This window comes from Halorarius litoreus, from assembly GCF_024362405.1.
Taxonomy (GTDB): Archaea; Halobacteriota; Halobacteria; order Halobacteriales; family Haloarculaceae; genus Halorarius; species Halorarius litoreus.
The window spans coordinates 783,193-798,618 of record NZ_CP101454.1; the positions used below are offsets into that span (position 1 = coordinate 783,193).

The following is a 15,426-nucleotide window of genomic DNA, read 5'->3' on the forward strand; positions in this document are numbered from 1 at the left end:
AAGCGGCACCGAGTCCGTGGACCGCCAGGGGCGGCCGGTTACTCGAAGTAGGTTTCGCTGATGCGGTCGTCGGCCTCGAACTCCGCGGGCGTCCCGCGGGCCTCGATGGACCCGTTCTCGAGGAGCATGATGCGGTCGGCCAGGTCCATCGCCAGGCTGACGTCCTGTTCGGCGACCAGCACCGTCACGCCGGTGTCGATGATGTCCTCCAGCGCCGCCTTGATGTCCTTGACGATGGTCGGAGCTAGCCCCAGCGACGGCTCGTCGAGCAGCAGCAACTCGGGGTCAGCCATCAGGCTCCGCCCGATGGCCAGCATCTTCTGCTCGCCGCCGCTGAGCGTCCGAGCGCGCTGCCTCGTCCGTTCCTCGAGGCGTGGAAACAGCTCGAAGACGCGCTCGAGATTGGCGTCGATGTCGTCCTGGCAGTCGTAGCTCCCAAGCCGGAGGTTCTGGAGGACGGTCATGTCCTCGAACAGGTTGCTTTTCTCCGTGCAGTAGCCGATTCGGTCGCCACCGAGTTCCCACGGGGGGCAACCGGCGATGGATTCGTCGGCGTAGGTGATCGTCCCGGAGTACTCCTTGAACCCGGTGAGACAGTCCAGCAGCGTCGTCTTCCCGGCGCCGTTGGGCCCGATAATCGCCGTCACGCTGCCCCGGTCGACGCCGAAGGAGACGCCGAACAGCGCCTGGGCCTGGCCGTAGTACGACTCGACGCCGTCGATCCTGACGAGCTGGTCCGTGTCTACCTCCCGCGCCGGCTCCGTATTCACACCCATGGGGGCAGCTGGTACTCGTCCTCGCCGTCGTGGCCCTCCCACTGGTCGGGGCCGACGACCTTGTTCTTCAGATCGCCGCCCTCCTGCTGGTACTGGAGCATGGAGTACCAGACACCGTCGTCGGGGTCCATACGAGCGTTGTGGGGGTAATCGGATTCTTCGACGGTCATGTAGTCGAGCATTCCCATCGTCCCGGGCATCACGAGCTCCTCGAGAGACGCGACTACCTCGTCCGGGTCGATCGTGCCGGCCTCTTCGGCGGCGGCCATCATCGACGTGAAGGCGTCGTAGGTCTGCCAGGCGGTCGTGCCGGGTGTGGAGTCGAACCGCTCCCGATACCCTTCGACGAACGGCAGCGAGACCTCAGTGATGGGTGCCGCTGCGCCGAGTTGCTGCTGGGAGACGTAGTGGGCCGCCTCGCCCACCTGCTCCTTGAAGTTCGGCGCGTTCGCGGCGACGAGGATGCCGGTCATCCCAGCGGGCACCTCGTTGTCGGCCCACTGCGTGACGAAGCCGGCGCCGTTGGCCACGGCGATGCCGAGCATCATCAGATCCGCTCCGGAGTCACGCACCTTGCTGAACACCGGCGAGAAGTCCGTGGTGTCGACCGAGAACCGCACGGGGTCCTCGACGTTCATCTCCGTGGACTGCTTGAGCCGGTCGACGAAGCCCTTGGTCCAGGCATGGTCCTCGATGACGGGGACGACGTTTTCGACCCCCGTCTGGGGCTGGATGACGTTGTCCATGTTCGCGGCCATCGTACTGACCACGAGTGGGCCGACCGGCACCGGCGAGAAGAAGTACTTGTGTTGTTCGTAGTTATTGGCAATCCGGTCGAGGGGCTGGGTGCCACCCACCGAAGAGGCGTTGAACACTGGGCCGCTCCCGGCGATGTGCTGCTGGATGGCCAGGATCGGACCGGTCGCATACCCGCCCGTGAGGAAGTCGACGTCCTCCTGTTCGACGAGACGACGACCCTCCTGGCCGGCCGTCTCGGGGTCCAGTTTGGTGTCGGCTGTGACGATCTCGATTTCTCGGCCCAGCACGCCGCCGTCGTCGTTCAGCTGGTCCCTGACGTACTTCGCGGCGTTGGTCGTCAGTTCCCCGTCCGGAATGACGCCCGGATAGAACACGCCCACCGTGATCGGTTCGTCCGTGGCCGAGCCCGTCACCGTGCCGTTGTCGCTGCCGTCCGAACCGTCAGTCCCGCCGCCGCCGTCGCTGCCGTCCGAGCCGTCGCCACCACCATTGCTCGTACAGCCTGCCGCCAGTAGTGCCGTTGCGATGCTCCCCGTTTCGATAAACCGTCGTCGGCTAACCATGAGTGTGACTCACAACGTTACGGTTCATCGAACACCCTATATAAAACTGTTTTCCCGCCGCTCACCATCGCGTTCGGCCAGAACCAAGAGAGACGCCCCAACGGAATCCCCTCAAACCCTCTATTGGAGCGCCTTGGGCGTTTAAACCCGGGATTCTCGGAATTCAATCACAGAGTTGGGGAGGTCGATCGATCCCCTTCGTACTCAGTCAGACCCACAAATTCGACATAGTGGACCGTTCTCGAGACGATTTGTTCCCCTCATGCGTCTCTGAACACGACCACGCCCATCCAACTCGCGTGTCGGTCCCGCACGCGGGTATCACTGGATTCAGGTGCGGCGTCCCACTGCATGGCCAGGGCCTATCCGGACCGACCGAACGAATCTTTAAGAGCGGAGAGATTGATGTGCTTGACATTCATGACCGGAGAGGGGTATATCACCGAGTTCGACGACCGGCCGCTGCACGAGTTGACGACCCCGGACGTGCTGGCGAACCGTGCGAGGGCGATAGGTGAGAAGACCTTCGCCGCGTACGGACCGACCGACGAGCGGGTCAGCTTCGCCGAGATGTGGGACGAAACCAGGTCGATCGCCACCGGCCTAGTCGAGCTAGGTGTCGACGACTTGGAACACGTGAGTTTCTTCGGCAGCCACTCGCTGTACACGGTGCGCTCGTTGTACGGCATCCACGCTGCGGGGGCGGTGTTCGCTCCGATCAACTACGAGTACGAGGGCGCCGAACTCGCCTATCAGATCAACGACCTCACCCCACGGTACCTGATCCTGGAGGATCGGTACGCCGCCCGGTTTAACGCAGTCGTCGACGACCTCGATGACCCCCCTCACATCGTCCTCGTCGAGACGGATGCCGAGAGCGAGCCACTCGCCGACGAGTTCGAGGTGACGCCGTTTTCGACGCTCCGAGACCACCCACCCGAGCGGCCCGATCGGACACCCTCCTGGGACGACCCGGCGGTCGTGCTGTACACCTCTGGGACCACGGGCGATCCGAAGGGTGTGGTCTGTGCCCACCGCGTGCTGTTGGCGAACCACGCGGTGTTGCAAGCCACACTGTGCAATCGGGGGGACACGGCCCACAACCCGCTGCCACTGTACCACATCGGCGGGCTGAGCTTCTGTAACTCAATGCTGCTCTGTGGCGGGACGGTCGCGCTCTGGGACGGCTTCTCGGCCTCGGAGTTCTGGGCCCGGATCGACCGGTACGACGCGACGGCGACGCTCATCCTGTCGGTGATGACCGACTTCCTGGTCGACCAGCCCGAGCGTCCTGCCGACCGGGAGAACTCGCTGAAGCTGGTCTCGATCCAGCCGATGCCCGACGACTGCCTCGAGATCGCGGAGCGGTTCTCTTGGGAGTTACTCGTCGCCGGCTACGGCCAGACCGAGACCGGGTCGCCCATCTTCGGGCTGATCGACGCCGGCGCTGGCCACGACGGCATTCCCGAGGCCTACCGGTACGGGACCGACTCCGAGACGATGAAAGCGCGCGCCGGCCAGTTGGGCATCCCGGTCGAGCCCGAACCCAGGGGCGACCGCTGGATGGGCAAGCCGATTGCACCCAACGCCACGGTAACGATCCTCGATGCGGACGACGAGCAACTCCCCCCCGGCTCGACCGGGCAGCTCGCCATCCGGCCGAACCGGCCGTCGATCATTCTGGACGGCTACCTCGGCCGGCCCGAACAGACGCTCGAAGCCGTCGAGAACCTGTGGTTCCACACCGGCGACGTCGCCCGGCTCGACGAGGAGGGCCACTACTACTTCGTCGACCGGATGGCCAACGTCATCCGGCGCCGTGGGGAGAACATCTCGCCGTCGCAGATCCAGGGTGGAGCCACCAGGCACGACGCCATCGGGACCGCAGTGGCGTTCCCGGTCCCCGCCGAGAAGGGTGGCGAAGACGAGATCGCGGTCGTGGTCCAGCCCGCGGCGGACGCGACCCTCGACGAAGCGACGGTGCGCGACCACCTCGAGGCGGAGCTGCCCGGGTTCATGCACCCCAAATACATCGAAATTCGCGACGAGCTCCCGACGACGTCGACCAACAAGGTGGCAGTCTCGACGGTCAGAGACGAGTTCATGGCCGACCACCCAGACTTCGACTGACGGACATCGCCTGATAGCGGTCGTCCGCGGCCTTTCCCCGAGGGCACTCGGCCGAGCGCGTGGGGGAGATGTTGCAGCAGGTTTAATAATTCGTGTGCCGACTCGACTGTAGTACGATTCCGATGAGAGTACACGCTGTCACTACGGAGGACGAGTATCGATGAGTGCGACCACGGGAGGGTCGATCGTCGGCTGGGCCGAAACCGAGAGGTTCGGTCGGATTCCCGAGAAAGACCTCGAGGAACTCAACCAGCAGGTGGCCTACGACGCCATCGCGGACGCCGGCCTCGAACTGGACGACGTCGACGGGCTGGTGGCGTCGGCCCCCACCGACGAACCGGCGGGGCTGTACGTCAGCGAACTCGCCGAGGAGCTCGGGCTCGTCGACGGGCTCAGACACGGCTCGACCGGCGGCATCGGCGGCGCCAGCACGCTGCAGAACCTGCACGTGGCCTGCCAACAGGTCGCCAGTGGCCAGTGTGAGAACATCCTGGTGATCGGCTGTGGCAAGCTCGCGACGGGCAGCTGGGGCGACGAGGCCGACGCCGTCGAGCAGATGGCGTCGATCGGCCACGCCCAGTTCGAGACGCCCTACGGGCCGTTCATCCCGTCGATGTACGCCCTGCCGGCCCGTCGGCACATGCACGACCACGGGACGACGCCCGAACAGCTCGCGAAGCTCACCGCGATCCACTACGACCACGCGGCGATGCAACCGGACGAGCGGTCGTTCACCAACGAGACCAAGACGCCCGAGGAGATCCTCGAGTCGCCGATGATCGCCTCGCCGCTGACGCTCGACCAGTGTTCGCTGGTCACCGACGGTGGCTGTGGGATCGTCGTCACCAGCGAGGAGCGCGCCCACGCCGACTACGACGTCCCGGTTGACGTCGTGAGCTTCGGCGAGCACGCCACCCACGAGAAGGTCCACCAGATGCAGGACCTCACGCGGACGGGGGCACGCGAGGCCAGTCAGGCGGCGTTCGAGGCCGCCGACCTCGACCACGACGACATCGACGTGGTGGAGCTGTACGACTGCTTCTCGATTACGGTGTTACAGGTGCTCGAGGACCTGGGCTTCTGTGAGTACGGCGAGGGCGGTGCGCTCGTCGACAGCGGCGAGCTGGAGCTCGATGGCAAGTGGCCGCTCAACACCCACGGCGGCGAGCTCGCCCAGAGCCACCACGGTCCCTCGGGCCTGTTGCACGTCGTCGAGGCCGTTCGCCAACTGCGTGGCGAAGGCGGCCCGACGCAGGTCGAGGACGCCGAACACGCACTGGTCCACGGCAACGGCGGCGTGCTGTCCTGCCAGAACGTCGCCATCCTGGAGCGAGGTGACTGACGATGGAGACAGCCTGGTATACGCCGGAACCCACCGACGCGACCGAGGAGTACTGGAACGCGACCGCCGAGGAGCGCCTCGTCGTGCCCTACTGCAGGGACTGCGAGGACTACTTCTTCTACCCCAGACACCGGTGTCCGGAGTGTATGTCGGAGTCGATCGAGCACCGGGAGTCGAGCGGCGAGGCGACGCTGGAGTCCTACACCACGGTCTACCGACCCCCGGTGGAACAGCTCCAGGCGGAGGCGCCCTACATCAACGCGCTCGTCCGGCTCGAGGAGGGAGTCCAGTTGATGACCAACATCGTCGCCGACAGCGAGGACGACCTCTCCGTCGGGATGGATCTAGCGCTGACCTGGCGGCCGACGGACGGAGACTACAACCTGCCGTACTGGGAGGCCAACGAATGAGCGAGACGACGTACGACCATCTGGAAGGCACCGATATCGGCGAGGGAGAACTGACGGTCGAGAGCTGGGAGGCGTTCCTCTGGGCCGACGCGACCGACAACGACGAGGACGCGTTCCGGTGGGCCGACGAGGCCGAGGCGTACGACGTCGACCGCCAACTCGTGCCGCCGGAGTACGGCCTCAACGTCGCCAACACCGCCATCGACGCCGACCTCGACGACCTGGGGCTCGACCCCGACATGGAGAAAGGCACGTTCCACGCGGGCCAGAGCTTCGAGATTCACCAACCGCTCGTGGTCGACGAGACCTACACGGTCTCGGGCACGCTGTCGCGCGTCGAGCGCAAGGAGGGCGGCTCCGGCACGTTCGACCTGGTGACACAGACCTTCGAGATAACCGACGAGGCCGGCGAGCCCGTCATGGAGACCGAGACCAGCGCCATCCTGATGCGATAACCATGCACCACGACGACATCACCATCGGCGAGGAGGTAGCGACGCTAGAGTTCACCGACGTCGACCCGGCGAATATGAAGATCGTCTCGGCGGTCATGGGTGACCCCAACCCGATCCACTACGACGAGCGGGCCGTCGACCGGATGGGCCACCCCGGCCTCATCAATCAAGGTCCGATCAACATGGGCTACGGCACCCAGGCCGCGCTCGCCGTCGCCGAGTCGCCACTGGGCATCGAGTCCATGGAATTTCGGTTCGAGGACAACGTCTACGAGGGCGAGGACGTGACGGCCGTGGCCGAGGCGACCGACACCTACGTCGAGGACGGGCAGAGCTTCGCCGACCTGGAGGTCCGCCTAGAGAAGACCGACGGCACCGTGCCGGTCACCGGGACCGCGACCGTCCGGACCGAGAACGACTGAACTCGGACCCCGTTCCCGCCGACGAGCTCGTTTCCCCTCTCACGACCCCCACCCCGGCACGTCTCAGACGATGTAGACGAGGGAGTCGCGTCGCTGATCGGGACCAGACCAGGACTATCGAAAAAGTGATCGACTACCTGCCAGCGTCGGGCGCAGTCAGTCTTGGTGGGCGTGTTCGATGTGGTGTTCGATCAACTCCCGGATGCGGTACAGATGATTGTTCGTCTTCTGTGTCTTATCGGAAGAGTTCGCCTCTATCGCCCAGCGAACGTTCTTCAGTGCTTTCTCGAGTTCGTCATCGAAGTCCGCGGACTCGATCGAATTTTGCTTCGCGTCCATACCTGTCTGTTAGCATCCAGTCTAATGAAAATACCGCCTCCCCGTACCCGAACCACGTCCCTAGGAGCCCCCAGTTCAGGCGCCAGGAACCTAGTCGAGTTCGTGGTAGCGTGGCAACACGGATGGTGACGTGGAGCGCCCGACTGAAAAACAGAAGCCAGCGAGAAGACGCGGGTCGAGGAGTTCGGTGTCAGTCCGCGGCCTGGGACTCCTCCGCCTCGGCGAGGGTGAAGCCCTCGTAGTTTTCCGCGGCAACCGCCTCGATCCGGTCGTTGTAGAGGTTGATCCCGCCGGGGTAGATGAGGAACGTCTGGTCTTTGCCCGGGATGTTGTCGCCACGATACCAGGACGCCGAGTCGGGATACAGCGTCTGGCTGGCGACCTCTTCGTTGTGGGCAGCCCACTCCTCTTCCGCGTCTTCCTGGGCCTCGATGTGCTGATAGCCGTTCTCGAGCATGTAGTCGAGACACTCCGTGATCCATTCGACGTGCTGCTGGATCGGGACCACCATGTTCGTGAGCACCGACGGGCTCTGCGGGCCGGTGATCATGAACATGTTGGGGAACCCGTGGGTGCCGAGGCCGAGGTAGGTCCGCGGGCCGGCCTCCCACTTGTCTTCGAGGTTCTGGCCGTTGCGGCCGGTGATGTTCAGCGACTCCAGCGTCCCGGTCACGGCGTCGAACCCTGTCGCCATACAGAGGACATCGATTTGATGTTCGGTGCCGTCCTCGAGGACGATGCTGTCCGCGTTGAACCGGGCGATGGGGTTGTCGCCCACGTCGACGAGTTCGACGTCGTCCCGGTTGAACCGCTCGTAGTAGCCGTTGTACGCAAGCGGCGGACGCTTGGCGGCGTACCAGTGTTCGGGGTTACCGTCTTCGTCCATCGGAATCAGCTTCTCGGCGAGTTCCGGGTCGTCGATGGTCTCGCGGATCTTCTCGGCGATGAACTCGCACACGAGCGTGTTCGTGTCCTTGTTGATCAGCGTGTCCTCGAACACCGACAGCAGCGGGCCGCCTTCCTCCCACCGCTCCTCGAGTGACTCCCAGGCCTCCTCCCTCGAGAGGTCGTCTGCCGTGGGATGCGTGAACTCGATGTCGAGGCCCCCGTCGGAGTTGCGTGCGGCCTCCCACAGCTCGTCGTAGTTGGCCTTGAGCTCCTGCCACTCCTCTTCCTCGAGCGGCCGGTTCCGGGCCGGAACGGCCCAGTTGGGGGTGCGCTGGAACACTTTGAGGTGTTCGCTTTCCTCGGCGAGGTGTGGCATCGTCTGGATTCCCGTCGAGCCAGTGCCGATCAGGCCGACGGTCTTGCCCTCCATGTCGACGCCGTCTGCCGGCCAGCTGGACGTGTGGTACCACGTGCCCTCGAAGTCTTCGAGCCCGTCGAAGTCGGGAATGAACGGCTTCGAGAGGTTGCCAACAGCGGGGATGAAGTACTGCGTCGTGTAGCTGGACCCGTCCTCGGTCTCGATCTCCCAGATGCCGCTGTCCTCGTCGAACGTCGCGGACGTGACCTTCGTCTCGAATTCGATGTCCTTGTAGAGGTCGTGACTCTCAGCCACGAACGAAATGTAGTCCTGAATCTCCGGCTGATGGGGGTATCGCTCGGTCCACTCCCACTCCTCTTGGACGTCGTCACACCAGTCGTAGCAGTACAGCCAACTGTCACTGTCACACCGGGCCCCGGGGTACTTGTTGTGGTACCAGGTCCCGCCGACGTCGTCGGCCATCTCGAGGCCTTGCACCGACAACCCGAGGTCGTCCCGCAGTTTCTTCAGCATATAAATCCCGGAGAAGCCCGCACCGACCACGAGGGCGTCGAAATCTGTATCTTTGGCTAACGCTGCATCCCGGCCTTGCTCACTGGCACTCATGTGTTACAACCACACACAGGTAACGAACCGACTCTATTAAAGATACCGGGGGAGGGGGGTGCCTCCTGCCGCTCCGTCGTACAGAAATCGATACCGGTCACCAGGCAAGAACCTCGCTGCACTCACGCTCCCAGTCGGTCGGCCGTGTGCACCGACAGTGGGCCGAGAGACTGACCATTCCGGCTGCGCCCACGCGCTCCGGGGCCCACCTGCTGACCGGCACAGAAGAGAGAGCCTGTTTGGTCGGCCGACGGCCCGGCTGCCAATTCGGCAACGGCTCTCACGGCGGCGGCGGCTCAAAAAAAGCGAGTGGTGGTCCCGTTATAAGTCGGCAGCGGCGTCGGCGATGATGTCGGCGCCGCGCTCGATGGCCATCGGTGGGATGACCATCTGCGCGATGCCGTGGATCGCGTCGTCGTAGTGGATGTGGTTGACGTCGTTGCCGGCCTCCTCGACCGCCTGGGCGTAGGCAGCGCCTTCGTCGCGCAGCGGGTCGAACCCGCACGTCATCACCGTCGTCGCCGGGAGGTCGCTGAAGTCGCTGTCCTGCAGCGGTGCCGCGTAGGGGTTGCGGGCGTCGGTGTCGTCGCGCAGGTACGCGTCCCAGAAGTGCTCCATGTCGGCCTTCGAGAGCAAGTACCCCTCGGCGTTCTCCTCGTAGGACGCCGTGTCGAAGTTGGTGTCCGTGACCGGGTACAGCAGCACCTGACGCGAGATGTGGAGGTCACCACGGTCCCGCGCGAGGTGGGAGACGCCGGCAGCGAGGTTCCCACCGGCGCTGTCACCGGCGATCGCCAGGTCGTTCGGGTCGACCTGGAGCGCCTCGGCGTTGTCCTGGACCCACTTGGCGGCCCCGTAGACGTCTTCGAGGGGGGCGGGGAACTTCGCCTCGGGCGAGAGGCGGTAGTCCACCGACACGGTCAGCCGGTCGGTGGCTGCGGTCAGCTGCCGGCAGGTCTCCTCGAACGTGTCGAGGCTACCGGTAGCCCAGCCACCGCCGTGGACGTACACCAGCGGGTCGAACGGCGGTTCCGCCTCCGGAACGTACACGCGAACCGTGATGTCGGCCTCGCCCGCGTCGATCACGAGTTCCATCGTGTCGGCGACCTCGGTCGGATTCTCGGCTTCGGGGAACATCCCATCGACGAACGCCCGGGCGCCCTCGACGCCGAGCGACGGCAGCGGGGGCATCGGTGCGGCGCCCATCTGCTGAAGGAGGCCGGCGATCTCCGGGTGTGGCTCGTCCGCTCGAGATACTACTTCTGGGTTTATGGAAGCCATCGAGAACGACATATTCTGGAAAATAGATAAACCTACGGGTGGCAGGGGTGGGGACACGGGAGGCCCCGAGACACACCGAGGCGAGAGCGCCGGCCACCTACCGGAGTACGGCCGAAACGCTGCCCTGGGGGCAGTTGCCCCCGCAGACACGGCCCTGGAGAGCGCGAACCCTCTGGCCGAAGCCCTAGACCGCCCGAATTGACGACCACCTAGACAGTCACATCTGGGGACTTACCGCCCGCAAGAGCGGGGGGATCGACGCAGGGAACGGACGACGGCCGACGGCCCGAACCATTACACACCTAAGCCAGTAACTGTCTGCAAGTATGACCTAGAAAAATACACCCCGAACCCAGTAACTGGTGGCAAGTATGACCTAGAAACGTGGTAGCAACCCTCAGAGCGAATGGAGGTCCTCGACCAGTCCCTCCCAGGTCTCGTCACCGGTGAAGACGTGCTGGAGCTGAATCCGGTCGGCCAGGTCGCCGTACGATCGGTCGATCTCCTCGGCCAGGTCGTCGATGTGGGCCTCGATCGCGAACGCATCCACCATCTCGTCGGTCACGAGGTGTGTCATCTCCGCCCAGGTGTGGTCGTCGGCGAGTTCGTGTAACCGCTCGCCGACGTCCTCCCAGCCGTGTAGCTCGAGGACGTCGTGGTAGGTGCGCGTGTGACCGCCGTAGAAGGCGATCTCCGTCTTGACGCGTTCGCGCTGGGCCGCGAGTTCCTCCTCGGACGTGCCGGTGATGGTGAAGGGGATCGCCACGATCTCGACGTCGTCGAGCGACCGGCCGGTGCGCTCTGCACCCTCGCTGACCGTCGGGCGGATCACCTCTTCCACGTAGCGCGGCGTGTTGAACGAGTGCATCGCCAATCCGTCGGCGAGTTCTCCCGTGAGCCGGAGGTTGCGCTCGTTGGTAGCTGCCAGGTGAATCGGGATGTCGGGGTGGTCGATCGGCCCCGGGTCGAACAGGTCCGACATCAGGTCGAACGAGTAGTGCTCGCCCTGGTAGTCGAGTTCGTCCGCCTCGCCCTGCCAGACGTCCCAGATGTGCTGGACCGACTCGACGACCTCGCGGAGGCGCTGGTTGGGCGCCGTCCACTCGACGGAGAACCGCCTCTCGTTGTGGGACTTGACCTGCGTGCCCAGCCCCAGGGAGAACCGCCCGTCGGAGTACTGCGCGAGGTCCCAGGCCTTGTAGGCCAGCACCATCGGACTCTGAGTGAACGACAGGGCGATCCGCGTCCCGATGTCGACCTCGTCGGTGTGTTCGGCGATCAGTGGCAAGGGCAGGAAGGCATCGTTGTCGACCATCGGCGTGAACACGCCGTCGACGCCCATGGCCTCGGCCTGTTCGGCCATCTCGACGATCCCCTCGGAGAGCGCGTGCTCGCGGTCGGGTCTGAACAGTGTTAACGTATCTATTTTCATCTGTTCGGCAGTTTGTGCAGCCAGCAGTTAAAGCTTGAGTCAGTCTAGAAAACGGGGCGTCGCCGCGACGAGAGAAAACAGCAGAGTACGCCGTTGCGGGCAGCGGTCGGCGTCCTCAGTTCCCGTCGGCTTCGTTGATTGCCGACCAGACGGTCTCGTTGTCGAGGGGCATCTCCAGGTGGTCGATGCCCCACGGTTCGAGCGCGTCGAGGACGGCGTTGACGACCGCCGGCGTCGAGCCGATGGTCGCGGATTCGGCGACGCCCTTGACGCCCATCGGGTTGTGCGGCGAGGGGGTCACCGTCTCGTCCAGTTCCATCTCGGGGATGTGGTTGGCCCGCGGGACGGCGTAGTCCTGCATCGACGCCGTCTCGAGCGTTCCGTTCTCGTTGTACTGCTCGCCCTCGTAGAGCGCCTGGCCGATGCCCTGGGCGGCGCCACCCATCACCTGCCCCGCGACCAGCTTGGGGTTTATCTGGACGCCGCAGTCGTCGACGGCGACGTACCGTTCGAAGTCGACTTCGCCGGTGTCGGGGTCGACCTCGACGATGGCGATGTGGGTGCCGAAGGCGAACGTGAAGTTCACCGGGTCGTAGAACGCGGAGGCCTCGAGGCCCGGCTCCATGTCGTCGGGCAGCTGGTGGCCCTGGTGGGCCTCGTGGGCGACCTCCTGGAACGTCATCGACCGGTCAGGCGCGCCGGCGACGTGGAACTCGCCCTCCTCCTGGACGATATCCTCCTCGGCCGCCTCGAGCTGGTGGGCGACGATCTTGCGTGCCTTGTCGACGACCTTCTCGGCACTCTTCTTGATAGCCGAGCCGCCGACCGGCGCGCTGTGGCTCCCCATCGTCCCGGAGCCGTCTGGAGTGTACTCGGTGTCGCCGTCCATGATCTCGATCGAATCGAACGGGACGCCGAGTTCGTCGGAGATGATCTGGGTGAACGACGTCATGTTCCCCTGGCCGTGGTCGGCTGTGCCGGCGTAGGCGGTGATGGTGCCGCCGGGGTTGACGCGGATCTGGCCACTGGCGGTGAACGTCCCCATCGTCCCGGTGGTGACGCTGGCTTCGGCCGGGGCCGGGCCGGCGTTCTCGACGAAACAGCCGATGCCGATGCCGAGATACCGCCCCTCTTCACGGGCTGCCTCCTGGCGCTCTTTGAAGCTCTCGTAGTCGACGATGTCGAGCGCCTTGTCCAGGTTATCGTCGTAGTTCCCGCTGTCGTACACCAGCCCAGTGGCGACCTCGTAGGGGAACTCGTCTTCCTTGATGAAGTTCTTCCGCCGGATCTCGGTCCGGTCCATGCCGATCTCGCGGGCGGCCTTGTCCATCAGCCGCTCGACGACGTAGCAGGCCTCCGGCCGGCCGGCGCCCCGGTAGGCGTCGACGGGCGTCTTGTTGGTGAAGACGCCGGTGACCCACGCCTCGATCGCCGGAATCTTGTAGTTCATCGACAGCATCGGCGCGAAGTAGCCGGTCGGGCCGGCCGAGGCGAACGAGGAGACGTAGCCGCCCAGGTCGACCTTCGAGTCGACGCGCAGCCCCTGGACGCTGCCGTCGTCGTCGACGGCCATGCTGCAGTCGATGTGATGGCCACGGCCGGGCGTGTCCGTCTGATAGGCCTCCGTCCGCGTCGACACCCACTTGACCGGCCGCTTGAGTTCCTTGGCCGCCCACGCCGTGATCAGCTCGTCGGGGTACGCGGCCGCCTTCATCCCGAAGCCCCCACCGACGTCGGGCGCGTTCAGGTGGATCTTGTGTTCCGGCATGTTGAGGGTGTCCGTGAACACGGTCCGGTGGTTGTGCGGCATTTGGGAGGTGAAGTCCACCCGAAGCTTGTTCTCCGAGGCCTTGTACTGGGCCAGCGCCGCCCGGGGCTCCATCGAGTTGGCGACCAGCCGCTGGTTCACCATCTCGAGTTCGACCGTGTTGTCGGCCGCCTCGAAGATCTCGTCCATCGCGTCTTCGTCGCCGAATCCCCAGTAGTAGGCCGTGTTGTCGGGCGCCTCGTCGTGGATGGTCACCGAGTCGTCCTCGAGCGACTCGAAGGGGTCGACGACTGCATCGAGGCGGTCGTACTCGACCTCGACGCGGTCGGCAGCCTGGTGGGCCGTGTAGCGGTCCTCGGCGATGACGGTCGCCAGCGCCTCACCTGCGTAGTACACCCTGTCTCTGGCCATCAGCGGCCGCTCGACCTCCGGGAGTTCGATGCCAGGGGCGATGTTCATCTCCGCCATCGTCCCTTTTGCGTCCGAGGCGTCGATGTCTGCCTGGGTGATTACGGCGATGACGCCGTCCATCGCTTCGGCCGCGCTCGTGTCGATGTCGAGGATGTCGGCGTGTGCGTAGCGGCTGCGCGCCATCGCCGCGTGTGTCATATGCGGCGCCGTAATGTCGTCGGTGAACTGGGCGTCGCCGGTGAGCAGTGCCGGGTCCTCGCGCCTGTCGACCTCAGCACCGACGAGCGTCCCGGTCTCGCTTTTCATCGTCTCCGAGCCGGGCGCGTTTTCCGAACTCATCGCACTCCACCACGGCGATACGTATCCCGAGAAATCTTGCTGATGTCTATCATGGTCGTACGCCCTATTGTGATGGAACCAATTGTTATAAAAATTGAGGTACTCCCGGATCGGCGACCTCTGTCCGCCGCAGACGACGGGTTCCGGGACAGCGAACCGTGAGATGCCGGCGGGCAACCCCTGACGAGATTCAGGGCCTAGACCGATTGCCTAGGTCAGAGCACCACGCTCGCCGTCCTCGACGCCCGGCCACTGTACAGAGAGGGTGGTCGCCTTGTGGTGTAGATTCGCCAAGGCACGGGATGGCGGTCAAAGGGTCGCACAGCCCCGGAGATGCCGGATAGGCTGTCGACCGTGGGATGTCGACCGCGGGAAGGGCCGGGCCCCGCCACGCTCTCGTCGTCCCAGGCAGTCGTCGTTGGGCACGTACTGGTTCACGACGAAGAAATATTAATGGGAGCGGGAGTGGTTGGTTGTGCTGGACAATGGACTTTGAGGGCACATTCAAACTAGAAGACAGGACTATGGAGGAGGTCTGGCTCGGGTTATCCGATCCGGTCCTCATCCGGAATTCGCTTCCTGGCTGTCAGTTTCTGCTCGAGGTCGACGACGAGTCGCCGGACTTCGAGGAACTCCGCGACCGCGCGGCCGAGATCGACGACGAGGACGTCGACCTGGACCCCGAGGCCGTCGCCGAACGGGCATTCCAGGAGGGGTCGCGGTACGTCGCGCTGATGGAGATCAGCATCGGCCCGGTGAATCCGTCCTTCGAGACCACCGTCGAGAACCTCCATCGGGAGTTCCCGGAGATGCGCGCCGAGGGCGAGGGGAGTGCCTCGAACAGTTCCTTCGACGTGGAGGCGGGGATGAGACTGTCTCAGGACGGCGACGACGTCATCGTCGAGTGGTGGGCCGAGGCCGACGTCTTCGGGCGAATCGCCCAGATGGGCCAGCGGATGATCAACCCGGTTGCCAACCGCGTCATCAACCAGTTTTTCAACAGCGTCGAGGCCCAGCTCGACGGCCTCGACCCCGAGACGTCCTCCTCGAGCGGGGGCCTCACCACCTCGATCAAGAGCAGGTTGGGAATGTGACATGAACCAAGGTAAAGATTCAGTAGGTTGGA

13 protein-coding genes are annotated in these 15,426 nt (G+C 64.7%); 6 read left to right on the forward strand and 7 right to left on the reverse strand.

Annotated features, from left to right (window positions below; translation table 11 throughout):
* Nucleotides 1-38 precede the first annotated feature (38 nt).
* Nucleotides 39-776, reverse strand: coding sequence for an ABC transporter ATP-binding protein (locus NL126_RS04020; protein ID WP_255197626.1), 738 nt, complete (start codon nucleotides 774-776; stop codon nucleotides 39-41).
* Nucleotides 767-2,098, reverse strand: a complete 1,332-nt coding sequence (locus NL126_RS04025; protein WP_255197627.1) for an ABC transporter substrate-binding protein — start codon at nucleotides 2,096-2,098, stop codon at nucleotides 767-769. Before NL126_RS04025 ends, NL126_RS04020 begins: the two co-directional genes overlap by 10 nt.
* Before the next feature lie 351 nt (nucleotides 2,099-2,449).
* On the opposite strand from NL126_RS04025, the gene NL126_RS04030 reads away from it, so the two are divergent.
* The 5 genes from NL126_RS04030 to NL126_RS04050 all read left to right on the forward strand — a co-directional run bounded on the left by NL126_RS04030 (nucleotide 2,450) and on the right by NL126_RS04050 (nucleotide 6,857).
* Nucleotides 2,450-4,228, forward strand: a complete 1,779-nt coding sequence (locus NL126_RS04030) for a class I adenylate-forming enzyme family protein (RefSeq protein ID WP_255197628.1) — start codon at nucleotides 2,450-2,452, stop codon at nucleotides 4,226-4,228.
* A 160-nt stretch (nucleotides 4,229-4,388) separates the two neighbouring features.
* Nucleotides 4,389-5,570, forward strand: a complete 1,182-nt coding sequence (locus tag NL126_RS04035) for a thiolase family protein (protein ID WP_255197629.1) — start codon at nucleotides 4,389-4,391, stop codon at nucleotides 5,568-5,570.
* A gap of 2 nt (nucleotides 5,571-5,572) precedes the next feature.
* Nucleotides 5,573-5,980 carry a Zn-ribbon domain-containing OB-fold protein gene (locus NL126_RS04040; protein WP_255197630.1) on the forward strand — a complete coding sequence of 136 codons (408 nt, stop codon included), beginning with the start codon at nucleotides 5,573-5,575 and terminating at the stop codon, nucleotides 5,978-5,980.
* A complete protein-coding gene (locus NL126_RS04045) occupies nucleotides 5,977-6,435 on the forward strand; it encodes an FAS1-like dehydratase domain-containing protein (RefSeq protein WP_255197631.1) in 459 nt (152 codons plus the stop codon). Before NL126_RS04040 ends, NL126_RS04045 begins: the two co-directional genes overlap by 4 nt.
* Before the next feature lie 2 nt (nucleotides 6,436-6,437).
* Nucleotides 6,438-6,857 (forward strand): MaoC family dehydratase, encoded by a 420-nt coding sequence (locus NL126_RS04050; protein WP_255197632.1) that lies wholly within the window; start codon nucleotides 6,438-6,440, stop codon nucleotides 6,855-6,857.
* A gap of 156 nt (nucleotides 6,858-7,013) precedes the next feature.
* Here NL126_RS04050 and NL126_RS04055 read toward each other — a convergent pair whose 3' ends face one another.
* From NL126_RS04055 to NL126_RS04075, 5 genes are all read right to left on the reverse strand, one after another.
* Nucleotides 7,014-7,196, reverse strand: coding sequence for a hypothetical protein (locus tag NL126_RS04055; protein WP_255197633.1), 183 nt, complete (start codon nucleotides 7,194-7,196; stop codon nucleotides 7,014-7,016).
* A 190-nt stretch (nucleotides 7,197-7,386) separates the two neighbouring features.
* On the reverse strand, nucleotides 7,387-9,069 hold the full coding sequence (locus NL126_RS04060; protein ID WP_255197634.1) for a flavin-containing monooxygenase: 1,683 nt from the start codon (nucleotides 9,067-9,069) through the stop codon (nucleotides 7,387-7,389).
* A 321-nt stretch (nucleotides 9,070-9,390) separates the two neighbouring features.
* Nucleotides 9,391-10,350 (reverse strand): LipP1 family hormone-sensitive lipase, encoded by a 960-nt coding sequence (lipP1, locus tag NL126_RS04065; RefSeq protein WP_255197635.1) that lies wholly within the window; start codon nucleotides 10,348-10,350, stop codon nucleotides 9,391-9,393.
* Between the two features lie 397 nt (nucleotides 10,351-10,747).
* Nucleotides 10,748-11,782, reverse strand: a complete 1,035-nt coding sequence (locus NL126_RS04070; RefSeq protein WP_255197636.1) for a TIGR03617 family F420-dependent LLM class oxidoreductase — start codon at nucleotides 11,780-11,782, stop codon at nucleotides 10,748-10,750.
* A 115-nt stretch (nucleotides 11,783-11,897) separates the two neighbouring features.
* Nucleotides 11,898-14,300 (reverse strand): xanthine dehydrogenase family protein molybdopterin-binding subunit, encoded by a 2,403-nt coding sequence (locus NL126_RS04075; protein WP_255197637.1) that lies wholly within the window; start codon nucleotides 14,298-14,300, stop codon nucleotides 11,898-11,900.
* 524 nt (nucleotides 14,301-14,824) lie between these two features.
* On the opposite strand from NL126_RS04075, the gene NL126_RS04080 reads away from it, so the two are divergent.
* Nucleotides 14,825-15,394, forward strand: a complete 570-nt coding sequence (locus NL126_RS04080) for an SRPBCC family protein (RefSeq protein WP_255197638.1) — start codon at nucleotides 14,825-14,827, stop codon at nucleotides 15,392-15,394.
* Nucleotides 15,395-15,426 lie beyond the last annotated feature (32 nt).